Below are 21,031 nucleotides of genomic sequence, written 5' to 3' on the forward strand. Positions count from 1 at the left end.
GGGGGCGCCGCGCGTCAAGCGCTAGCCCTTCTTGGTCGCAGAAAGAGCGTCGCGCCTGGTCGAACGGACCCCCTCTGTCGCCTTTGGCGACATCTCCCCCTCGAGGGGGGAGATCAGGCGCACCACCGCCTTCGCCAATCTCCGTCGCCGCTCAACAAAAAAGCCGCCAGGTTGCCCGGGCGGCTTGATGTCAGCGAGTTAACCCCGCTCAGTTCAGCCTGGCCTTCACGTCCTGCAGCGCGGACTTGAAAAGATCCGCGCCGGCCTTGGCGTCGATCTTGCCGGCGAGCAGCGTGCGGGCCGCCTCGACGGCGATGTCGACGGCGCTGGCGCGCACTTCGGCGACGGCTTCGCGTTCTGCCTGGCCGATCTTCTGCTCGGCAAGCGCAGTGCGGCGGGTGACATAGTCTTCGGTCTTCTTGTGCGCCTCGGCGGCAAGCATGTCGGCCTCGCGCTTGGCGGCAGCGACGATGGCTGCGGCCTCCTGCTCGGCTTCCTTGCGCTTCTTCTGGTACTGTCCGAGCAATTGCTGGGCCTCTTCGCGCAACCGGCGGGCTTCCGCAAGCTCGTCGCTGATCTTGATCGCGCGGGCGTCGAGCGACTTGGCGATCAGGCCCGGCACCTTGATGTAAACGGCAACGCCGAGGAAAATGACGAGGGCAACCGTTGCCCAGAGCGTTGCGAGAGATGTGGCGTCCATAATGTGCTCCTCACCGGGCCACGGATTTGACCGCAGCCGAGATCTCGGCCTTGCTCGTCTTGCCGCCGACAAGCGCATCGACGATGGCTGAAGCGGTGTCCTCGGCAATCGTGCCGACTTCCTTCATGGCGTTGGCCTTGATGGAAGCAATGCTGGCCTCGGCCTCGCCGAGCTTCTTGTCGAGGGCGGCCTCGACCTTCTTGCGGGCAGCCTCGGCTTCAGCCTTGGCAGCGTCGTTGGCCTGCTGGCCGATCGCGTTGGCCTTGGCCTTGGCTTCCGCCAGTTCCTGCTCGTAAGCGGCAACGGCGGCGTCGGCCTCGCCCTTCAGCTTGGCGGCCTGGTCGAGGTCCTGCGTGATGCGATCGCTGCGGACGTCGATGATGCCGCCAAGGCGCGGCATCACCACCTTCTTCAGGAACAAATAGAACAGCCCGAACGTGATCGCCAGCCACAGAAGCTGGGACGGAAACGTCGCCGGATCGAATGGCGGGAACGTGCCGTGCGCCTCGGCAGGCACGCCGGTGCCGGAATGCGTGTCGCCTTCCGTACCGGTGTGGGCGCCTTCAGCGGCGGGTGCGGACTCTTGCGCAAACGCAGATGTCACGAACATGGACTATCCCCTGATATCAGGCATGGCCGCAGGAATGCGGCCAGCCAATTCTTCCCAAAGCTCGTCCGACCGATAATTGGCCGAACAGGGGCTCAGCCGAACAAGGCGAGAAGCGCGATGAGAAGCGAGAAAATGCCCAGAGCTTCGGTCACGGCGAAGCCGAAAATCAGGCGGCCGAACTGGCCATCGGCGGCCGACGGATTGCGCAGGGCGCCCGCCAGGTAGCTGCCGAAGATGTTGCCGAGGCCAATGCCCGCGCCGCCCATGCCCAGGCAAGCGATACCGGCGCCGATGTACTTTGCTGCTTCTGCGTCCATTTTAAACTCCTTTGGATCTGTAATTCCGTTGCAATTCCATCCGGCGAAAGATGCCGGAAATTCTAAGGTCAGTGCCCGGGATGCAGGGCGTCGTTCAGATACATGCAGGTCAGCACCGCAAAGACGTAGGCCTGCAGGAAAGCGACCAGCAATTCCAGCGCGGTCAGCGCGACTGCCATGGCCAGCGGCAACACCGAACCGGCAACGCCGACGGCGCCGAGCGCGCTCAGGCTGACGACGAAGCCCGAAAACACCTTCAGGGTGATGTGGCCGGCCAGCATGTTGGCGAACAGACGAACCGAGAGGCTGACCGGGCGCGACACGAAGGAGATCACCTCGATCAGCACCACCAGCGGTAACAGGAACACCGGAACGCCGTGCGGCACGAAGAGCTTGAGGAAGCCCAGACCGTGCTTCGTGAAGCCGTAGACAACGACGGTTCCGATCACGAGGGCTGCGAGGCCGAAGGTGACGATGATGTGGCTGGTGACGGTGAAGAAGTAGGGGAAAAGGCCAAGCAGGTTGGCGACCAGCACGAACATGAACAGCGAGAACACGAAGGGGAAGAACTTCATGCCCTGCGTTCCGGCGGCGTCGCGCAGCATGTTGGAGACGAACTCGTAGCCCATTTCCGAAACCGACTGCAGGCGCCCGGGAACAAGGCTGCGGCTGGAGGTCGAGAGGTACAGAAACGCCGATGCGACGAGCACGGTCGCGACCATGAACAGGGACGAATTGGTGAAGGACAGGTCATAGCCTCCGATATTGATCGGAATCAGCTTGACGATATGGAACTGGTGGATCGGATCGACCTTGTCAGCAGCCATTTACATCCCCGTCAAAACCGCGAGCGGCCTTAAGTGTCCTTGTGCGCCATTGGCGGCGCGCCATTTCATTCTTTCGGATCGTGCGACTTCTCGCTTTTTCCGAATTCCGCCACAACACCTGACGAACGCAGGACATTGAGCACGCCGGCGCCAAAGCCCAGCAACAAGCCGACGACCAGACCCCATGGCGAGGTTCCCGCCACGCGATCCAGAAACCAGCCAAGGCCCACACCCACCACTATCCCGGCGATGAACTCGCTGGACAGCTTGAGCGCCTGGCCATATCCGGCCGTCGCTTTCGCGCCGTCATTCCCCTCGAGCTGATCCGGCCGTCTTGTCGCAAGCGATGCTCCAAGCTCACGCCGGCGGCGTTCGAGATCTTCGTCGCGGATGTCGGCCTCGTGCTTGCTGCCGCGGCCGGTTTCTCCGGTTCCGTCTGGCCCGTTCTTGTCGGCCATCGTAACCCCCCTGCCCGGTCAGACCGTCACCGTCCGTCCGCTTCTAAAGTCGCCGGCAACATAGTTAGAGGGTTTGCGCCCGTCAAGCCACGGGCGGGACTTCAAAGCCATGTATTTTTTCTATTGGAATCAATTACTTGGCGAGGTGCGACATCGTGCCCGGCACTATCGGGTCGGCACATGCCCCGAATCCGTCCGGCGACCGCTGTCCGATTTCGGCTTCCAGGGCCTTTGCGGTTCGTTTGCGACAGGCAAGCCGAAGGGCTCAGCTCCAGCCGCCGCCATAGGTGCGGTAGAAGATATGCAGGCCGATCTTGGTCATCTTCTGCATCGTGCGCGCCCAGCCCGGATGGACGTAGTTGGCGTAGTAGTGGGTCGATGAGCCGACTTCGGGAATGAATATCTTGCCGGCGGTGACCGCCATCGCGACGTCCTGCGCGGTCTTGTAATGGGCGGGGCTCTCGATGCGCTTCTTGCGGCCGTCGCAGGCGAAGGAGAACTGGCAGCGGTTCAGCCAGTTGTCGTTCTGGTAGACGACGCCGCAAATCGAGTTCGGATAGGCCGGATTGCGGACTCGGTTGAGAATGACCTGCGCGACGGCGGCCTGGCCGCGCACGGATTCGCCGCGCGCCTCGAAATAGATGCCGTTGGCGAGGCAGGCCTGCTCCTTCGTGGAGAAGACGCTGGCCGGCAGCGGGTTCTGAATCCACGAGTGGTCACCCTTGGCCATCGGCGGAATGAAGCGCCCGCTGCTCGGCTCCTCGTCCTGCAGCAGCGCCTCGAAGGGTGAGGCCTTGGCGTAATCGGGTTCGGCCTGGGCATAGGCGGTGGCCAGCACGTCCGGTCTGTCATTGTTGACCAACGCGGCAAGCATGGCCGGCACGCCGGGATCGGGCTTCTTGTCCAGGTTGGTATGGAAGGCCTGGGCGATCTGGATTTCCTTGCCCTTGATGCCGGGCTTGGCGAAGGCGAGCTTCAGGCCGCTGTCCATGCTCGGCCGCAGCAGCGAGGACGTGCGCTGAAAGATCGAGCCGGCATTGAAGTTCTTCGGCGGCGCCACCGGCGAGACCTGGATGATGCGGCCCTTCTTGTCGGCGCGCATCACGCGGTCTTCGTCGGGCGTGACGCCGGCGACATTGCCCTTGCCGCGAAACGAGACCTTGCCGACGCCGGGCAGGCGTACGCCCGAGCCCGAGAGCGAACCGGTGGTGACGGAATCGATGAAAGGCATTTCGGCGGCATGAACCGAGCCGGCGACGGATCGCTCGACATAAGAGTTCCAGCGGGTGCCCGAAGCTTCGAGGCCGGAAATCAGGCTGCCCATGTCCTGGTAGGCGACGACGGTCGGAAAGCCGATCCAGATGCCGAGCCCGATGACCAATGGCGATACGAAGGAACGTTTTTTCTCACCGGCGGCGGCGGCCAGCCGCTTCAGGACACGTCGATGCACGGGGAACTCTCCAGAAACGCAACTGAGCCACTGGAGAGCCAAAGTGAAGCATTAACCTTGATGCGGGGTTAACGCGGTCGATCGTGTTGTTCCGAAGCGGCCCGAAATGGGACGCCGTTTGCCGGCCGGCAGCCCGTCAGTTCGGCCGCAGGAAAATTGGCCATGCAATCATGGCGCAGAGCGCGCCCACCAGCCAGACGCCAGGCCACGACCAGATGAGCAGCAAAGCCGGAATGGCGGTCGGCACCACGAAGAAGGCGATGAAGACGAAGCTGTTGGCAAGACCGAGCGCGGTTCCGGCGCGGCTGGCGCCGGCAAGCGTGGCGAGTTCGGTGTAGGCGACGCCATGCCAGGCGGAGACCGAAATGCCGGCAACGACCAGCAGCACGTCGATCGCCGGGATCAACGCGGCATGGGCGTCTGGCGTGGCTCCTGCCGCCAGGACCAGCAGGCAGACGGCCGCGAAGCCAAGCGCGCTCGTCATGCTGCAGAGGCGCAGGAACCAGCGGCGGTTGCCATGGCGGTCGGTGAAGCGGCCGCTCCAGACGCGCATCACCATCGCGCCGGTCTGCACCGCGGCAAGGCTGGCGCTGATCGTGAGCGTGGCCATGCCGGCGAAATCGTGCAGGAAGACGGAGGCGAAGGTGAGCACCGCCACTTGCGGAAAGCAGAGCAGGCCGATGGCGGTGGCGATGCGCCAGACCTCGACATTGCGCAGCGGCGCCGGACCGCCCGACTTTGCCATGGCCATGCTGCCGGCATTGTCCAATTCCGGCGGCTGGTGCAGCCATCGCCAGGCAAACAGCGCAGAGACGGCGTTCATGGCGGCCAGCAGCCCGAAGACCGCCGCGAAACCGTGCACCGATGCCAGCGACGGCAGGACCAGCGCGCCGAGCCCGCCGCCGAGCGGCACCGCGGTCTGCCTGATGCTCATGGCAAAGCCACGTTCGCCTTCGTGGAACCAGGCCATGATGGCGCGGCCGCTGGAACCGTTGACGCTGCCGCCGAGCAGGCCGGTGACCAGAAGGCATGCGGCCAGCATTGCGACGCCAGGCACATAGGTCACTGAGGGCACGATGAACAACGCCATCAGGGCGAGCCACGCCGCGGTCGCACCAAGGCCGGTCAATAGCACGCCGCGATCGCCCCAGCGGTCGGTGAGCAGACCCCAGGGCAGTTCGCTCAAGGCAACGCCCAGTCCGAGAAGGCCGAGGACCAGGCCGAGATTGCCATTGCTCAAGTGATAGCCCGACCGCAGAAACACCGCCGCCGCCGGTATGCCGGCGAAGGTGGCGGAGAAACTGGCATTGGCGGCAACGCCGATGCCAAGCACCTTCCAGCGATGATTGGCGCGAAATCGTTCAGCCTTCGACCTGACGGCGGCGGCTCGGCCAACCCGGCCTGGCTCACAATTTGCGTCGGCAATCGACATGGCGGGACTCCTGTTGATGCCCTCTCGGGACCTTGACACCTCGTCTTTACCGCCATAACTTCATCCCGAATATCGGGAATTTTTTGACAATCGTTCCCGAAAAACAGGATCGTTGAGATGCGCCGCGTAACCTTCGACCTCGATGTCCTCCGAAGCTTCGTCACCGGCATGGAACTCGGCAGCTTCGCCAAGGCCGCCGACCGGCTTGGACGCTCGACCTCGGCGGTGAGCGCGCAACTGAAGAAGCTGGAGGACCAGGCGGCGACGCCGATCTTCCGCAAGTCGGGCCGCGGACTGGCGTTGACCGAAGCCGGCGAAACCATGCTCGGCTATGCCAGGCGGCTGCTCGAGTTGAACGACGAGGCGGCCTCGGCCATCCACGACGTGGAACTGGAAGGCTGGGTCAGGCTCGGCCTGCAGGAGGATTTCGGCGAGGCGGTGCTGCCGGAGGTGCTCGGACGCTTCGCCCGCGCGCACCCCAAGGTCAAGATCGAGGCGCGGATCGGGCGCAGCTATGAACTCGCCGAGCGGATCACATCAGGCAATCTCGACATTGCGCTGGCCTGGGACAGCGGCCAGGCGCTGCCTTACAGCCGGCATGTCGGCGGCGCGCAATTGCGCTGGATCGGGCCGGCAAAGCTGATCGAGACCAGGCTGCGCGAGGGCGAGGCACTGCCGCTGGTGGCGCTGGAAGCGCCATGCCTGCTGCGCACAGTGACGACGGAAACGCTCGACCGCGCCGGCCTGCCATGGCGGATGGCCTTCTCCAGCCCCAGCCTTGGCGGCATCTGGGCGGCGGTCGCCGCCGGCCTCGGCCTGACGATCCGCACCGATATCGGTCTGCCGGCCAATGTCAGGGCGATGGCGCCGCAAACGCTGGGCTTACCCGCGCTGCCGACCATGGCGCTGGTGCTGCACCAGAAAGACGCCGAACTGGACCCGGTGGCGGCGCGGCTGGCGGATATATTGTGGCACGCGGCGGTGGCGGCGCTGCCGCAGGACGAGCGGTTGAGAGAGGTCGCTTAGACGGAAGCGGCTGTCCAGCGTAGCGTTCCGTCACACCCCCCTCTGTCCTGCCGGACATCTCCCCCGCAAGGGGGGAGATTGGATCTCGCGAATGCTTTCGCCAATTTTCAACGTTGCAAGAGAGGCTCCAAAGACGAAACGACTGATCTCCCCCCCTTGCGGGGGAGATGCCCGGCAGGGCAGAGGGGGGTGCTGTCCCGCCAATCTTGCGGAGAATTCCGCAACCGTCATCGCTCACTTGCGCTTGTTCGCTCTCCCCGCGAACGGGTTGTCCGAAGTCCGCAGCGCTATCCGGATCGGCACGCCGGGCATGTCGAAGGCTTCGCGCAGGCTGTTGGAGAGGTAGCGCACGTAGGATTGCGGCATCGCGTCGGGCCGCGAGCACTGGACGACGAAACCCGGCGGCCGGGTCTTGGCCTGGGTGACATATTTGACCTTGAGCCGGCGGCCGGCGACGGCGGGTGGGGGGTGATGCGCCAGAATGCTTTCCAGCCAACGGTTGAGCTTGCCGGTGGAAACGCGGCTGTTCCACACCTTGTGCGTCTTGATGACGGCATCCATCAGCTTGTCGAGGCTGCGGCCGGTCTCGGCCGAAACCGTCACCGCCTGGATGCCGCGCACCTGCGGCAAAAGCCGTGTGGTCTTTTCGCGCAGTTCCGTCAGCAGTTCCTGCGGATTGTCGATCAGGTCCCATTTGTTGAAGGCGATGACCGGCGCCCTGCCCTCGCGGATGATCAGGTCGGCGATCTGCAGATCCTGCTTCTCGAACGGGATGGTGGCGTCGAGCACGATGATGACGATCTCGGCAAAGCGGATGGCGCGCAAGCCGTCCTGCACCGACATCACTTCCAGCTTCTCGTGGATCCTGGCCTTGCGGCGCATGCCGGCAGTGTCGAACAGTTTTAGCCGGCGGCCATGCCAGTCCCAGTCGACGGAGATGGAATCGCGGGTGATGCCGGCTTCCGGGCCGGTCAGCAGCCGCTCCTCGCCGATCAACGCGTTGATCAGCGTCGACTTGCCGGCATTGGGCCGGCCGACGACGGCGATGCGCATCGGCTTGGTGTCGTCATAGGCGGGTTCGGCGTCGGGATCGGTGATGTCCTCGCCGATCAGCACCTCGCTGGCGGCGACGTCCTCGGCCTCGTCTTCTTCCTCGCCGAAGGCGCGGTCTTTGCCCAGCGCCTCGATCACCGCGTCGCGCAGATCGGGCATGCCCTGGCCGTGCTCGGCCGAGACCGGGATCGGCTCGCCCAAGCCCAGTTCCCAGGCTTCCAGCATGCCGCCCTGGGCGCCCTTGGCCTCGGCCTTGTTGGCGACCAGCACGACCGGCTTGCCGGACTTGCGCACGATCTCGGCAAAGGTGCGGTCGTCGGGCAAAAGCCCGGACTTGGCGTCGATGGTGAAGAAGATCAGGTCGGCTTCGCGGATCGCGATCTCGGTCTGCGCGCGCATGCGGCCGGGCAGCGTCGAGGCGGCGGCGTCTTCGAAACCGGCGGTGTCGATGACATCGAAATGCAGATCGTAGAGTTTGGCCGCGTGGACGCGACGGTCGCGGGTGACGCCCGGCGTGTCGTCGACAAGCGCCAGCTTCCGTCCCACCAATCGGTTGAAAAGCGTCGATTTGCCGACATTGGGCCGGCCGATAATGGCGACTTTGAAGCTCATCCGGCTATCCATATCATCGCCCAAACCGCAGCGCGCCCTTGGGTCAGGCCCGAGGGCAGGCTTTGGGCGATGCGTATCATGACGCGCCCGAGCCGCGGATCAATTCCGACATCAGCGTCGCCCGCTGGCGCGCGTTGCGCGGGGCGCCGTCATCGGCGGCGATCTGGTCGAACAGTTTCAGCGCATCCTGGGTCTTGCCTTCCTTCCAGGCGGCAAGGCCGAGCGCTTCGCGCGCTGTGTGGCGCAGCGTGTTGTTGTCGGCGGTCAGCGCCTCGACGCGGCTGGAGACGTCGGCGAAGGAGCCGTGATCGATGAGCAGCAGGGCGGCCCGCAGGCGCGCCATGTCGCGAATGCCCTGGGGAATGGCGTTGTCGGCGGCGACGCCATCGAAATCGGCGACGGCGGCGGCAAAGTCGCCCTTGTCGGCCTTGACGGTTGCCGCGCGCATGCGGGCGAGCAGCGGATAGGCGCCGTAGCCGTCCTTTTCCAGCTGTTCGAGGGCGGTCAGCGCCTCGTCGCTCTTGCCGTCATTGGCAAGCTTCAGCGCCTGCGAGAAGGCATCGCCCGAGCGGTTGGCGCGGGTCTCATCCCAATAGCGGTAGCCGACGAAGGCAGCGGTGCCGAGCACCACCAGGATAGCAAGGCCAAGCAGCGCCGGACCGAAACGATCCCACAGCGCCTGCGCCTTTTCGCGGCGCATCTCGTCGTTGACTTCGCGGATAAAACTGTCGTCGGACATCAATCAAAACCATTGCTGCCCCAACAGGGGCGCTTCTTGAGCCCGCGTTTTAGCGAAATTTCGCGGGCATGGAAGGGGCTGGGCAGGAAAATCGGCTAATCGCCGGGCGCATAGCTGCCGACTTTGATCGCACCCACGCCACATTTTGCCGATAGCCGGCTTTGACTGCCTCCAGATCAAGCCCAGATTGCCGATGCTACGTTTGTCCCGCGTTGTTGCGTTTTCCTCAGCCGTGCTTGCCACGGCTGGTGCGGCTTTCGCCGACCCGCCGGCGCCGCCGGCCCCGGCAAAGCCGAAGCAAATCGTCATCATCTCGTTCGACAGCGCCCGCGAGATTTCGCAATGGCAGCGCAGCCGGGCACTGGCCAAGCGCACCGGCGCGCATTTCACCTACTTTCTGTCCTGCGTGTTCCTGCTGTCGCCGCAGACGCGGGCCGAATACACCGCGCCGGCCAGGTCCGCGGGCAAATCCAACATCGGCTTTGCCGTCTCGAAGCAGGAAGTCGCGGACCGACTCGACCAGATCGGGCTTGCCGCTGCGGAGGGCCATGACATTGCCAGCCATGGCTGCGGCCATTTCGACGGCAAGGACTGGAGCAAGGCCGACTGGCTGAAGGAATTCGCCTCGTTCGGGCACATTCTGGAGAACGCCTATGCGATCAACGGCATTGCGCCCGAGCCGGCAGGCTGGCGCGCTATCGCCCATGCCGTTGTCGGCTTTCGCGCACCCTACCTCTCGACCGGCAAAGGGCTCTACGAGGCCTTGGGTGAAGCCGGCTACCACTATGACGCCAGCGGCGTTTCGAATGGCCCGGTCGAGCCGCCGACCGGCGGCGGCCTGACCCGCTTTTCGCTGCCGCAGATCCCGGAAGGCCCGAACTCAAGGCCGGTGATCGCCATGGACTACAATCTTTATGTCCGGCATTCCGGCGGCTTCGAGCGGCCGAGCCAGGCAGCCGAGTTCAGCGATCGGACCTACCAGGCCTTCCGTGCTGCCTTCGACAAGCAATATCAGGGCAAGCGCATCCCATTGGTGCTGAGCTTCCACTTCACCTTGATGAACAACGGCGCCTACTGGAACGCGCTGGAGCGCTTTGCCGACGAGACGTGCGTGAAAGCCGACGTCGAATGCATCAGTTTTCGCGATTATGTGCAGCGGCAACGTGGTAGCGAGAGGCAGGCGGCGGTGGGCGGCTGAGCCGCCAACCGTCTATGCAGATAGGATCAAGCCGGGTCGGGTTCCTTTGCCTGTTCCTGACGCTCCATGAAGTGGCGGTCAATGTCGGGCAGCGGCTCGCCGCGAATCGTCGCCTCGAAGGCGCGAAGGCGCTTGTGAACTGACAGAAGCTCGACAATCGTCGACCAAGAATTGACGAGATACTGGAATGAGTTGGTTACCTGACTGAAGGCTGAACTGACCTGGTTGATGAGACCCAGCGTCAGCGTTCCAGCGATCATGGAAGGCACCATCAGGAAGTAGGAGAAGACGTTGTTGGTCTGAAGATAAAGATAGCGGACCACGTTGAAATACACATAGTGGAAATACAGGCGAAAGTAGTTTTGCCGCACACTCGCAAACAGCTCCGCGACGGTCGGCGGCTGCGCCCGGGCCGGATCGTCCTCACCGTAGACGAGTTCCTTGCGATATGCTGCCTCGACGCGCTGGTTACGAAACTGCAAGCCAGGAAGCTTGATGCCTGCGGTCGCAATGATGACTGTACCGAAGACTGCCCAGAAGATCGCAGCCAAAACCAGCGGCTGAGGAACATGACCGATCAATGGCAACTCTGTGACATGCTTAGAATAACTGAGCAGGATCGGCATGAAAGCGATAAGCGTCATGATGGAATCGACGAAGCTAGTGCCAAGGTCTTCCATTATCTTGGAAAACCGCATCGTGTCTTCCTGCACACGCTGTGCAGCGCCCTCAATATGGCGCAGCTTCGGCCAATAGGACATGTAGTAATTGTTCATCGCAGTGCGCCAGCGAAACACCCAGTGGCTGACGAAGAAGTTTGTCAAAACGAACACGGTAACCGCGACAAGAGCGATACCGAGGAAAGTGATTATTTGAGCGTAAAGATCAGCCTCGGTTGCCTTGACCGTTTTGCTAACGATGCCCTGAATGAGGTCCCAGAATGGTCCATACCATGCGTTGATCGCCACGCTTACCTGCACCTGAAAGTAGGTCGTGAACAGGAGCAGCGAACTGCCGAGGATAGACCATTGGTCCCACGGGTGCGGAGAATACCAGTGCCAGAAGCCATAGAATATCAAAACGCCAAGCGCATAGTAGATGTAGAACCAGAGGAACGGAGGCGACCAGAACACCGAGACGCCTATGATGGGCGGCGCGTCGGCAAGAGCCGGAGGCAAGCCGAGAAACGCGCCAAGCTGGTCAGCACCGAGGAACCAGGCTGCCACGAGAACCGCAGTCCAGACGACGGCCGAGATGAAAAACAGCTTCGGCTGCGGGAAGAAGGATACGAACACTGTGGTGAAATCCTCGGTCGGTGCGCAAATCAGCGGGGTTCGGCGGGCATAAAGTCACACATTAGGTGGAAAGCAAATGCCCGTACCCGATGCCCGGCATCGAGCAAGACCACAATCATGGCGATTTTGGCGCGGCCGACCAGGTGATCCCAGCAGATACCAGCAATACGCCAGCAGCGACGATCGAGGCCAGGAAGAAGTTGCCCGAGGCTTGCGCCAGCAGTCCGGCGACGATCGGGCCGACGATCTGGCCGATGCCGAAGGAAGCGGTCATCAGCGCAAAAATCCGGCGCGGCGCCTCCGGCACGAGCTGCCTTGCCGTCTGCAGGCCGAGCGCGGTGATGGCGATGAAGGTGCCGCCGAGCAGGACGCCCGCCAGCAGCGGCCCGGCGGTGCCGCCGATGGCGACGCTGGCGGTGACGCCGACCACCTCGACCAGGCAGCCCAAGGCATAGGCGGTATAAAGCCCGATCCGTGCCGCTACCTTCTGCCACAGCCAGACCGAGGGAAAGCCGGCAAGGCCGGTGACCATCCAGACGCTTGCCTCGAAGACGCGGCCGCCGCCGCCCTGGCGCACGATGGCGACCAGGAAGGTCGCCGTCACCACATAGCCGAAGCCGAACAGGCCGTAGGCAACGATGACTTTTGCCAACGACCGGTCCCTCGGCAGTGCCGGTTCGCGGTCGGCCACGCCGCGGCCAGGTGCGGTGCCGCCGGCGAGCAAGGCGACCATCGCAAGGCCGCCGGCGGAAATCGCTGCCGACCACAGCCAGCCCGAAGCCCAGCCGGCATGTTCGGTGACCAGAACCGCCATCAGCGCTGAGGATGCCGCGATGCCGAGGCCGACGCCGCCGAAATGCAGCGCCTGCAGGTCGCTTCTGTTGGCGGCTGCCAGGTGACCGAAGACGATCGAGGCCATGAACACCATGACGAAGGCGCTGGCGAGACCGGCAAGGAAGCGGAGGACGACAAAGGCGGTCATCGTCTCGCTCAGCCCCATCAGGGCGGCGAGCGCAGCACTGGCGGCAAGGCCGCCAAACATCAGCAGGCGCTCGCGCCCATGCGCCCAGCCGCCTGCCGCCGCAAGCGCGCCGACGAGGTAGCCGAGATAATTGGCCGACGCGATCCAGCCGGCATCGGCCGGCGACAGATGCAGTTCTTCCATCATTCCGGGCAGGATCGGCGTGTAGACGAAACGGCCAATGCCCATGGCGACGGCCATGGCGATCATGCCGGCTACGGCTAGACGCAAGGGTGATGGCGCAGCGTTCATTGCAGCGCACAATAGATTTGGCGGCCGCCGAAACAATCCGCTTTGTGTTGGGCCAGTGGCTCGCGACTAATGTCTAAGAATCTCAACCACAGCCGATTGCGCCGGTCTCGTAGGCGGTGCGGCGCGCCGTCAGGCGAAACGGCATGTCGCCGAGTTCGCGCTCCGACATGGTGTCGAGCACGGGATGCGACAGCGGATCGGTCACCCAATTGAGGACATCCCCGTCATGGCGCCGCCGCGTGTAGCCGGCGGCAAAGACTTTGAGCAATGATACGATCGTCACCATCCTCGCCTCCTCGGTCTGGTTGTCTTCGCTAGAATCTGCCCTGTCTCGCCGTCTTTCAATTGAGATTTCGGCCGCGCCGGTTTAGAAAAACTGGAATGGCTATGCTGAACCGCGTCCATCTCAACGGCCTGCGCGCCGTCGAAACCGTCGCCCGCCTCGGCTCGCTGGCGGCCGCTGCCGGCGAGCTCAACGTCTCCGTCAGCGCCGTCAGCCAGCAGATCAACCGCACCGAAAGGCAGCTTGGACAGGCGCTGTTCGAACGAACGGCGAGCGGGCTGGTGCTGACCGAGTTCGGCACGGTTTTTTCCGCCCGGCTTGGCGCCGGTTTTCGCGAGCTGGCGCAAGCGGTGGCGCTGGCGGACGAGGCAAGCCAGTGCACGCTGGTGGTTTCGGTGGCGCCGGCCTTCGCTTCGAAATGGCTGCTGCCGCGATTGTCGCGGCATTTCGACCGCCATCCCAACGTGCTGCTGCGCATCGACGCCTCGGTGCGGCTGGCCGATCTCGAGCGCTCCGACATCGACATCGCCATCCGGCTTGGCGACGGCAAATGGCCGGGCGGCCGGGCGGAACTTTTGTTGGCGCAGGAAGTCTTTCCGGTCTGCGCGCCGGTGATCGCCAAGAAACTGAAGTCGATCGAAGACCTGGCGCAGACCTGCGCCATCACCGACGAACGGGCGATGATCAACTGGGAGAGCTGGTTCAAGGCTGCCGGGGCCGAGCCGGTCAGCTTCCGCAAGGGCGCGCGCTTCACCGACCCGATGCTGTGCCTGGAATCGGCGATCGCCGGCCATGGCGTCATGCTCGGCTGGCAATTGCTGGCCGCCGATGCGCTGGCCGACGGCCGCCTCGTCGCGCCTTTCGGCGTGCGGGCGCAGAGCGGCCTCGGCTACTGGCTGGTGACCTCGGCGACCAAGACCGAAAGCCGCAAGGTGCGCGATTTCAAGATCTGGATCCGCGAGGAAATCGCGGCGACCGTGGCGCAGTTTAGCGCGCTGGAAAGCGCTGCCTAGGGCTGTCCGTCGCGACGGTGCTGGAAAGGACAGCCGCGCCGGCCTATGTTGGAACTCTCACTCCCGGACCAAGGCAGGCAGGATCATGACCACACATTCGCGCGGCGTTTCCGCAACGATCGACCCGGTGAAGCTCGACAGGCTGGCGGAAGTCGCCATCAAGGTCGGGCTGCAATTGCAGCCGGGGCAGGATCTGGTGCTGACCTCGTCGATCGCCGCACTGCCGCTGACCAGGCGCATCGTTGAGCACGCTTATAAAGCGGGCGCCGGCCTGGTGACGCCGATCTTCAACGATGACGAGATCACGCTGGCGCGCTTCCGCTACGGCGCGGATGCCGGCTTCGACCGCGCCGCCGGCTGGATGTATGAAGGCATGGCGAAGGCCTTTTCCAACAATGCGGCGCGGCTTGCCGTGCGCGGCGAGGACCCGTCGCTGTTGTCGGCGCAGGACCCGGCGAAAGTGGCGCGCGCCAACAAGGCGAACTCGATGGCCTACCAGCCGGCGCTGGAAAAGATCACCGGCTTCGACATCAACTGGAACATCGTCGCCTACCCGGATCTCGCCTGGGCAAAACAGGTCTTCCCCGGCGATGCCGACGATGTCGCCGTGGTGAAGCTCGCCGATGCGATCTTTTCGGCATCACGGGTCGATGTGGAAGACCCGATCGCAAACTGGACGGCGCACAATGCAGCGCTGCGCGGCCGCACAAAGTGGCTGAACGAGCACAATTTCCATGATCTGCATTTCAGCGGCCCGGGCACCGACCTCACCGTCGGGCTGGCCGATGGCCATGAATGGATGGGCGGCGCCTCGACTGCCAAGAACGGCGTCACCTGCAATCCGAACATCCCGACCGAGGAGGTCTTCACCACGCCGCATGCACGGCGCGTCTCCGGCCGTGTATCCTCGACCAAGCCGCTGTCCTACCAGGGCACGCTGATCGACGATATCTCGGTGCGTTTCGAAGAGGGCAGGATCGTCGAGGCCAAGGCTTCGAAGGGCGAGGACGTGCTGAAGAAAGTGCTCGACACCGACGAGGGTTCGCGCCGGCTCGGCGAGGTGGCGCTGGTGCCGCATTCCTCGCCGATCTCGGCCAGCGGCCTGCTGTTCTTCAACACGCTGTTCGACGAGAACGCCGCCTGCCACATCGCGCTCGGGCAGTGCTATTCAAAATGCTTCGTCGACGGCGCCTCGCTCACCCAGGACGAAATCGCCCAGCGCGGCGGCAACAAGAGTTTTATCCACATCGACTGGATGATCGGCTCCGACAAGATCGACATAGACGGCGTGCACAAGGATGGCCGCAAGGTGCCGGTGATGCGCAAGGGTGAGTGGGCGTAAGCTCGCGGAGGGCGGATGGCCTTCGACCTGACGGTCAAGCGAATTTACGAAGCACCCGCGCCCGATGATGGGCAGCGGGTGCTGGTTGATCGCATCTGGCCGCGCGGCATCAGCAAGGAGGATGCCGCGCTGACGCTGTGGCTGAAGGAGATCGCGCCGAGCGATGAATTGCGGAGGTGGTTCGGACATGAGCCGGCGCGATGGGCGGAGTTTCAGGTGCGGTATTCGGTCGAGCTGGATGGGAATAGAGAAGCGGTGGCGAAACTGCGTGGCTTGCTCGGCAAGGCCAAGGTGACGCTGCTTTATGGCGCACATGACGAGGCGCATAACAATGCGGTGGCGTTGGCGGGGTATTTGCGCTGGACGGGTTGAGAGACAGCGAACCGCTGCATACGCCGCAAGCGAAAGCCTTCACAATTAGCGATCGCCCTCCACGCGTTCGTCATCCTCGTGTCTGCGCTGCGTCGCTTCGCTCCTTGCTACGCCATAGGCTGACGAGGCAGGGCTACGCTACTTCACCACCCCTTCATAAGCCTCCGGCTTGAACCCCACCAAAATCTCATCCCCGACCTCGAGCACCGGGCGCTTGATCATCGTCGGGTTGGCCAGCATCAGCTTCCTGGCCTTCTTCTCGTCGAGCCCTTGCTTGTGCTTGTCGGGCAGTTCGCGGAAGGTCGTGCTGCCCTTGTTGAGCAGCTTTTCCCAGCCAACCTTGCCGATCCATCCATCCAGTCTGCCCACCTCTATCCCCTCGGCCCGGTAGTCGTGAAAACGGTAAGGCACATCGTGGCCCTCCAGCCAGGTGCGCGCCTTCCTGATCGTGTCGCAGGTGGTGATGCCGTACATGGTGATCGTCAAAACGCACTTCCCTTGGGCTGGTGGTCGAATCCGCCGGACAGCCTAAAACCGTCCTTCCCGCTTTGCCAGCACCCCGGTCACATCAGCCCATTTTTAGGGCTTGCCAATACTAAGGAATTTTCCTAAGTATCTTTCTATACCCGTCGACGGACCTCAGGATCGCCCATGCCAAGCCTCCACGCCCCAACTACAAGTCTCCCGCCGATCGACGGCATCTTCCGCGCGCTGGCTGACCCGACGCGGCGGCGCGTGGTCGAGCGGTTGAACCGCAGTCCGGCCTCGGTCAGCGAGTTGGCGCAGCCTTTCGAGATGGCGCTGCCTTCCTTCATCGAGCATCTGAAAGTGCTGGAAGGCTGCGGTCTGGTGCGATCGGAAAAAATCGGCCGCACCAGGACCTATCAGCTGGCGCCCGAACCGCTGCAGCTCGCCGAAAACTGGCTGGCCGAACAGCGCACGCTGTGGGAGCGCCGACTCAATCAATTCGACGCCTATGTGATGAGCCTCAAGGAGCAAGAAAAGTGAGCTATCCCTTCAAGCCCGACCCCAGACTGGACCTTGTGCTGGAGCGCAAGCTCGACGCGCCGCGCGAACTCTTGTGGAGCGCGATGACGGTGCCGGAGCATGTCAAGCAATGGTTCACGCCCAAGCCCTGGCTGATCACCGATTGCGAGATCGACCTTCGTCCGGGCGGACTGTTCCGGACGCGCATGCAATCGCCCGACGGCAAGGAGGTCAACGACCGCCATTGCTGCTATCTCGAGATCGTGCCGAACGAGCGGCTGGTGTGGACCGATGCGCTGCTGCCGGGCTATCGGCCCTCCGGCGAGCCCTTCATCACCGCAGTCATTTCGCTTCAGTCGGATGACAAGGGCACGCGCTACACGGCAACGGCCATCCATCGCGACGAGGCTACCCGCAACAATCATGAAGAGATGGGGTTCTTCGACGGCTGGGGCACGGTGGCCGATCAGTTGGCGCAGTATGTGAAGACCATTTGAGCTTTTCCCACTGCGGCCAGGACTTTGTCCCGGCCGCCTGGTTTTTGGGTCGTGCAGCGAAGTGCGCCGGAACCCTACGGCACCCGGGCTCAGTAGTAGAAGCGCTCTTCGGTGATCTTGCCGTTCTTGACCGTGTACAGGCCAACCTCGTCCATGGTGACCCGTTCGCCGGTCGCCTTGGGTGTTATGTCGAACTTGAAGCGCACCGCGAACTGGTCGCCGTTGACATAGGGGCCTTCGACAGAGCCGCCATGGACTTCGTGGTTCTCTTGCCACCATTCGCCCTTTTGCCTGAGAGCCTCCTTGCCACGGGCGATGGCCATCGGCCCCTCCATGGCTTCGAGGCTGACGATATCATCGGCATTGTACTTTTCACCAGCACCCAGGTGATCCCCCTGCTGGAGCATTTCAGTGAAATCCTTGGCAACATCCGCGATGGTCATGTGTGTTCCTCCTGTTCAGACTGGTTTGAAGTAGGGAAGCGCTTGCCGGCCCGCCACCTTTACCCGCACGACAGCTGACAAGGTGTGTCAGGACGATGATATAGCGCGGCTGTGTGACGACGATTGCGGCGGCGTCGGACAGCGACTTCGGTTGCAGACAAAAGCCAATTCCGCAATGCTGGGTGCATGTGCAACCTCTACAACATCACGACGACGCAAGAGGCGGTCCGCCAATGGACCCGCACATTGCGCGATATCAGCGGCAACCTCGAACCTTCGCTTGATGTCTATCCCAATCAACCTGGGCTTGTCGTTCGCAACAGGACGGATGGGGAGCGTGAACTGGCGAAACTGCTTTGGGGGTTGCCAACGCCGCCCGAGCGCATGAAAGGTAAGGCCGACTACGGCACCACCAACGTTCGCAATCCGCAATATTCGCACTGGCAGCAATATGTGGGCGTCGAGCACAGATGTGTCGTGCCGGTGACCAGCTTTGCCGAGCCCAGCCCTGCGGCGAACGATAAAGACCCGGAAACAGGAATCCAGCGAAATTACTGGTTTGCCCGTGGCGAGAGCCGGCCGCTGTTCTTCTTCGCTGGTTTCTGGACGTCTTGGCAGGGCGTGCGAAAGGTCAAGGACGGTCCCGGCGACTTCGAGCTATACGCCTTCATGACCACCAAGCCTAATGCTCTCATTGCGCCGATACATGAGAAGGCTATGCCCGTGATCCTCACCACGCCGGAGGAAACCGAGGCTTGGCTGACGGCGCCATGGTCGGAAGCACGGCGTTTGCAGCGGACGGCGCCCAACGACGCGTTGGTGATCGTTGAGAAGCCAGCCACACAGATCAAGTTCCCACCACAGGCCCCGGCCCAAGGGTCTCTGTTTTAGCCCGAAATCGGCTCTCCTCAATCGTCGTCTCGCCAGATTACCCGGCGAACCATGCGGATTTCGACAAGACGTCTGACGCGAATTTTAAGGCGTTCAGCAGCGCTTGGCAGAATGATGCCTGCATCGAGCTCACGACCTTTGCAGCGCTCGCACCGCATGTGCCGCTCCACATCCCAAAAGGGGATATCACCAACCAGCTTTGCGAGATCGCCAGGCAGATAGTGTCGAGTGATGTTGCAGTTCCGACATCGAACACGAATTAGCTGCCCGACTTCATGCGCCAAGCAGAGGGTTTGCACATTTCGGCGCGGTCGGGTGCTTAGTTCGGGCATCCCGCAAAGTAGGAATATGTTCCTTTGCGAGTCAATTCACACTTAATTCCACCTTGGCGATCTTCACAGCAGGTTAAATCCAACCGTCGATGAAGGGATTGGGTTGGATCAGCTTCGCAGCATAGGGCAGTTGGCACCACGGCGCAGGCTGATATGCGCCACGTCGCCGACGCTGAATTGAAAGCCCTCGGCCTGGCGCGGCGCATCGATCACCACCGGCAATCCCTGCCCCAGCTCAGCATGCAGCCGCAGCGTGCGGCCGTGGAAGACGATGGAGTTGACGCGCGCCGGCGCGGTGCCGGCGGCGGCATCGGTGGTGGCCAGCAAGTCCTCGGGGCGAACGCCGATGGTGCGCTCAGTGCCTTCGCCGGGTGTGTCGCCGGTTTCAGATGTTGCTTCCAGCGAAAGCCCGCCAGCGGCGAAGCGCAGGCGGTCGCCGTCGCGGCCGATGAAGCGCGATTGCAAGAGGTTCATGGTGCCGATGAAGCTTGCGACGAATTTCGTCGCCGGCCGGTCGTAAAGCGTAGCCGGCGGCGCGATCTGCTCGATGCGGCCCTTGTTCATGACGACGATGCGGTCGGAGATCGACAGCGCTTCGGTCTGGTCGTGGGTGACCATGACGAAGGTGGTGCCGAGCCGCGACTGCAGCCGCTTCAGTTCGACCTGCATCTGTTCGCGCAGATGCGCATCGAGCGCCGACAGCGGTTCATCGAGCAACAGAACGCGCGGCTCGCAGACTATGGCTCGGGCGAGCGCGACGCGCTGGCGCTGGCCACCCGACAGTTCGGAAACGCGGGCGCCGAGCTTGTCGGCGAGGCCGACCATGTCGAGGGCTTCGCGGACGCGCTTTGCCTGCTCGGCGCCGGACAGTTTGCGCAGCGACAGGCCGAAGCCGACATTCTCGGCGACGTTCATATGCGGGAACAGCGCATAATCCTGGAACACGGTGTTGACGGGACGCTCGAAGGGCCTCAGCGCGGTGATGTCGCGACCATCGAGCAGCACCTTGCCGCCCGAGGGGCTTTCGAAACCGGCAATGACGCGCAGGCTGGTGGTCTTGCCGCAGCCCGACGGCCCGAGCAGCGTGATGAACTCACCGCTGATAATATCGAGATCGACGGCATCGAGCCCGACAATGCCGCCGGGGAAAACCTTCGAGACCGTGTCCAGCCGCACCAGGGCGTCAGGCGCCATCGCGAACCTCGGACGGCTTGGTGGTGTTGACCCAGAGGATCTGGCAAGGCTCGGTGCCGGGATTGCGGAAGGCGTGCAGAAGCGTGCTCTTGAAGGCAAAGGAGTCGCCGCTCTTCAGCACGTATTTTGTCGAGTCCACCACCAGTTCGACCTCGCCCGACAGGACATAGCCGAACTCGTGACCGATATGCGCATAGGCTTCCGCCGTGCCGCCATCGGCTTCCACGGTCACCAAGAGGCCGGTCAGCGCCGCGCCCGGCGGCGACAGCAGCGCCTTGGCGATGCCTTCCGACTTGACCGGGAGCTGCCGCCTTTTGTCGGCGCGCACGCAATAGAGATCGTTGGCGGCTTCGTTGCCGTCGGTGATCAGCGCCGAAGGCTCGATGTCGAGCGCGGCCGCAAGCGGCCAGATCACCTTGACGCGCAGCGAAGACAGGCCGCGCTCGATCTGGCTCAGCGCACCGATGGAGACGCCGGCTTTTGCTGCCAGCTCGGCCAACGACAAATTGCGCTCCAGCCGCAGCGCCCGCACGCGCCGGCCGACGCGAATGTCGGCGTCGGCCTTTGGTTTCGCTTCAAGCATGTCCATCAGTTGGTCCTTGTTGCAGTCTTTGGCGCGGCGGCAAGACCCGCGGGCTTCAGGAGATTAGTCACAATTACCTGCCGTCGGCGCTGCCCCTCATTGTC

24 protein-coding genes are annotated in these 21,031 nt (G+C 63.3%); 8 read left to right on the forward strand and 16 right to left on the reverse strand.

The genetic code is table 11. From position 1 onward, the window contains the following. Window positions 1–208: 208 nt before the first annotated feature. From NKH38_RS04660 to NKH38_RS04690, 7 genes are all read right to left on the reverse strand, one after another. A complete protein-coding gene (locus tag NKH38_RS04660; RefSeq protein ID WP_023732127.1) occupies window positions 209–700 on the reverse strand; it encodes a F0F1 ATP synthase subunit B in 492 nt (163 codons plus the stop codon). Between the two features lie 10 nt (window positions 701–710). Further along, the gene (locus NKH38_RS04665; RefSeq protein WP_023684380.1) at window positions 711–1,310 is read right to left on the reverse strand and encodes a F0F1 ATP synthase subunit B; all 600 of its coding nucleotides are present in this window, start codon (window positions 1,308–1,310) and stop codon (window positions 711–713) included. A 92-nt stretch (window positions 1,311–1,402) separates the two neighbouring features. Continuing rightward, complete coding sequence (locus tag NKH38_RS04670; RefSeq protein ID WP_006206606.1) at window positions 1,403–1,627, reverse strand: F0F1 ATP synthase subunit C; 225 nt, start codon at window positions 1,625–1,627, stop codon at window positions 1,403–1,405. 68 nt (window positions 1,628–1,695) lie between these two features. Continuing rightward, window positions 1,696–2,454, reverse strand: a complete 759-nt coding sequence (locus tag NKH38_RS04675; protein ID WP_023668485.1) for a F0F1 ATP synthase subunit A — start codon at window positions 2,452–2,454, stop codon at window positions 1,696–1,698. A gap of 65 nt (window positions 2,455–2,519) precedes the next feature. Then, window positions 2,520–2,912 carry an AtpZ/AtpI family protein gene (locus tag NKH38_RS04680; protein WP_023668486.1) on the reverse strand — a complete coding sequence of 131 codons (393 nt, stop codon included), beginning with the start codon at window positions 2,910–2,912 and terminating at the stop codon, window positions 2,520–2,522. 265 nt (window positions 2,913–3,177) lie between these two features. Next, window positions 3,178–4,362 (reverse strand): cell wall hydrolase, encoded by a 1,185-nt coding sequence (locus NKH38_RS04685; protein WP_352444409.1) that lies wholly within the window; start codon window positions 4,360–4,362, stop codon window positions 3,178–3,180. A gap of 136 nt (window positions 4,363–4,498) precedes the next feature. Beyond that, window positions 4,499–5,794, reverse strand: a complete 1,296-nt coding sequence (locus NKH38_RS04690; protein ID WP_023754075.1) for an MFS transporter — start codon at window positions 5,792–5,794, stop codon at window positions 4,499–4,501. Window positions 5,795–5,911: 117 nt separating this feature from the next. Between NKH38_RS04690 and NKH38_RS04695 the strand changes: the two genes are divergently transcribed. Then, window positions 5,912–6,820, forward strand: coding sequence for a LysR substrate-binding domain-containing protein (locus tag NKH38_RS04695; protein ID WP_023732130.1), 909 nt, complete (start codon window positions 5,912–5,914; stop codon window positions 6,818–6,820). Window positions 6,821–7,054: 234 nt separating this feature from the next. Here the strand turns inward: NKH38_RS04695 and der are convergent, their stop codons facing one another. Beyond that, window positions 7,055–8,485 carry a ribosome biogenesis GTPase Der gene (der, locus tag NKH38_RS04700; protein WP_023668490.1) on the reverse strand — a complete coding sequence of 477 codons (1,431 nt, stop codon included), beginning with the start codon at window positions 8,483–8,485 and terminating at the stop codon, window positions 7,055–7,057. A 76-nt stretch (window positions 8,486–8,561) separates the two neighbouring features. Next, the gene (locus tag NKH38_RS04705; RefSeq protein WP_352760827.1) at window positions 8,562–9,224 is read right to left on the reverse strand and encodes a tetratricopeptide repeat protein; all 663 of its coding nucleotides are present in this window, start codon (window positions 9,222–9,224) and stop codon (window positions 8,562–8,564) included. A gap of 193 nt (window positions 9,225–9,417) precedes the next feature. On the opposite strand from NKH38_RS04705, the gene NKH38_RS04710 reads away from it, so the two are divergent. After that, window positions 9,418–10,422, forward strand: coding sequence for a polysaccharide deacetylase family protein (locus NKH38_RS04710; protein ID WP_352760830.1), 1,005 nt, complete (start codon window positions 9,418–9,420; stop codon window positions 10,420–10,422). 26 nt (window positions 10,423–10,448) lie between these two features. Here NKH38_RS04710 and sbmA read toward each other — a convergent pair whose 3' ends face one another. The 3 genes from sbmA to NKH38_RS04725 form a co-directional block, all read right to left on the reverse strand. Beyond that, window positions 10,449–11,717 (reverse strand): peptide antibiotic transporter SbmA, encoded by a 1,269-nt coding sequence (sbmA, locus tag NKH38_RS04715; protein WP_023704870.1) that lies wholly within the window; start codon window positions 11,715–11,717, stop codon window positions 10,449–10,451. Window positions 11,718–11,832: 115 nt separating this feature from the next. Further along, window positions 11,833–12,990 (reverse strand): YbfB/YjiJ family MFS transporter, encoded by a 1,158-nt coding sequence (locus NKH38_RS04720; RefSeq protein ID WP_352760833.1) that lies wholly within the window; start codon window positions 12,988–12,990, stop codon window positions 11,833–11,835. A gap of 82 nt (window positions 12,991–13,072) precedes the next feature. Then, on the reverse strand, window positions 13,073–13,276 hold the full coding sequence (locus tag NKH38_RS04725) for a hypothetical protein (protein WP_023692120.1): 204 nt from the start codon (window positions 13,274–13,276) through the stop codon (window positions 13,073–13,075). Between the two features lie 95 nt (window positions 13,277–13,371). Here NKH38_RS04725 and NKH38_RS04730 point away from each other — a divergent pair, with 95 nt between their 5' ends. From NKH38_RS04730 to NKH38_RS04740, 3 genes are all read left to right on the forward strand, one after another. Next, the gene (locus NKH38_RS04730) at window positions 13,372–14,286 is read left to right on the forward strand and encodes a LysR substrate-binding domain-containing protein (protein WP_352760836.1); all 915 of its coding nucleotides are present in this window, start codon (window positions 13,372–13,374) and stop codon (window positions 14,284–14,286) included. 85 nt (window positions 14,287–14,371) lie between these two features. Next, complete coding sequence (locus tag NKH38_RS04735; protein WP_023684389.1) at window positions 14,372–15,628, forward strand: aminopeptidase; 1,257 nt, start codon at window positions 14,372–14,374, stop codon at window positions 15,626–15,628. 15 nt (window positions 15,629–15,643) lie between these two features. Further along, window positions 15,644–16,000: a DUF488 domain-containing protein gene (locus NKH38_RS04740; RefSeq protein ID WP_023704867.1), complete on the forward strand. Its 357-nt coding sequence runs from the start codon at window positions 15,644–15,646 to the stop codon at window positions 15,998–16,000. 138 nt (window positions 16,001–16,138) lie between these two features. Here NKH38_RS04740 and NKH38_RS04745 read toward each other — a convergent pair whose 3' ends face one another. Then, complete coding sequence (locus NKH38_RS04745; RefSeq protein ID WP_023687095.1) at window positions 16,139–16,486, reverse strand: ArsC family reductase; 348 nt, start codon at window positions 16,484–16,486, stop codon at window positions 16,139–16,141. A 165-nt stretch (window positions 16,487–16,651) separates the two neighbouring features. Here NKH38_RS04745 and NKH38_RS04750 point away from each other — a divergent pair, with 165 nt between their 5' ends. Both NKH38_RS04750 and NKH38_RS04755 read left to right on the forward strand, forming a co-directional pair. Continuing rightward, window positions 16,652–17,008: an ArsR/SmtB family transcription factor gene (locus NKH38_RS04750; RefSeq protein WP_023684392.1), complete on the forward strand. Its 357-nt coding sequence runs from the start codon at window positions 16,652–16,654 to the stop codon at window positions 17,006–17,008. Then, complete coding sequence (locus tag NKH38_RS04755; RefSeq protein WP_023668501.1) at window positions 17,005–17,484, forward strand: SRPBCC family protein; 480 nt, start codon at window positions 17,005–17,007, stop codon at window positions 17,482–17,484. Before NKH38_RS04750 ends, NKH38_RS04755 begins: the two co-directional genes overlap by 4 nt. Window positions 17,485–17,573: 89 nt before the next feature. Here NKH38_RS04755 and NKH38_RS04760 read toward each other — a convergent pair whose 3' ends face one another. Further along, complete coding sequence (locus NKH38_RS04760; RefSeq protein WP_023684393.1) at window positions 17,574–17,927, reverse strand: nuclear transport factor 2 family protein; 354 nt, start codon at window positions 17,925–17,927, stop codon at window positions 17,574–17,576. A gap of 186 nt (window positions 17,928–18,113) precedes the next feature. Between NKH38_RS04760 and NKH38_RS04765 the strand changes: the two genes are divergently transcribed. Next, window positions 18,114–18,818 (forward strand): SOS response-associated peptidase, encoded by a 705-nt coding sequence (locus NKH38_RS04765; RefSeq protein WP_023684394.1) that lies wholly within the window; start codon window positions 18,114–18,116, stop codon window positions 18,816–18,818. A 440-nt stretch (window positions 18,819–19,258) separates the two neighbouring features. Here NKH38_RS04765 and NKH38_RS04770 read toward each other — a convergent pair whose 3' ends face one another. Further along, entirely contained in the window at window positions 19,259–20,344 is a 1,086-nt protein-coding gene (locus NKH38_RS04770; protein ID WP_352760844.1) for an ABC transporter ATP-binding protein, read from the reverse strand. Then, the gene (locus NKH38_RS04775; RefSeq protein ID WP_023684396.1) at window positions 20,334–20,933 is read right to left on the reverse strand and encodes a helix-turn-helix domain-containing protein; all 600 of its coding nucleotides are present in this window, start codon (window positions 20,931–20,933) and stop codon (window positions 20,334–20,336) included. Before NKH38_RS04775 ends, NKH38_RS04770 begins: the two co-directional genes overlap by 11 nt. Between the last annotated feature and the right edge of the window lie 98 nt (window positions 20,934–21,031).

The sequence above is a fragment of the Mesorhizobium sp. M1078 genome (genome assembly GCF_040318615.1).
GTDB lineage: Bacteria > Pseudomonadota > Alphaproteobacteria > Rhizobiales > Rhizobiaceae > Mesorhizobium.